Source organism: Rhizobium ecuadorense, assembly GCF_001187535.1.
In the GTDB taxonomy this organism is placed as follows: domain Bacteria; phylum Pseudomonadota; class Alphaproteobacteria; order Rhizobiales; family Rhizobiaceae; genus Rhizobium; species Rhizobium ecuadorense.
Genome location: NZ_LFIO01001262.1, coordinates 1 through 248, shown reverse-complemented (window position 1 = coordinate 248; position 248 = coordinate 1). Strand labels below are relative to the sequence as shown.

The window sequence follows — 248 nt, the reverse complement described above, 5'->3', positions numbered from 1 at the left end:
GTGTCGCGCGCGGGGAAGCCTTCCGGCAGCTTCATGCCGTTGCGGGCCGGGATGTAGCCGAGCTTCACGAAGCCTTCCTGGCCCTTTTCGGAGAGCACGTAATCGACGAATTTCTTGGCGGCATCGGCGTTCTTGGTGCTGGCAAGGATACCGACCGGCTCGGTGACGGCCGAAACGCCTTCGCTCGGGAACACGAACTCTACGGGCGCGCCCTTGGCCTTCTCGCGGATCGGCAGGTAGTCGACGAC

At 64.1% G+C, this 248-nt stretch carries 1 protein-coding gene; it reads right to left on the bottom strand.

All coding sequences use genetic code 11. From position 1 onward, the window contains the following. Positions 1–248, bottom strand: a 248-nt coding sequence (locus AF337_RS26045) for an ABC transporter substrate-binding protein (protein WP_152971197.1), incomplete at both ends; no start/stop codon positions are given.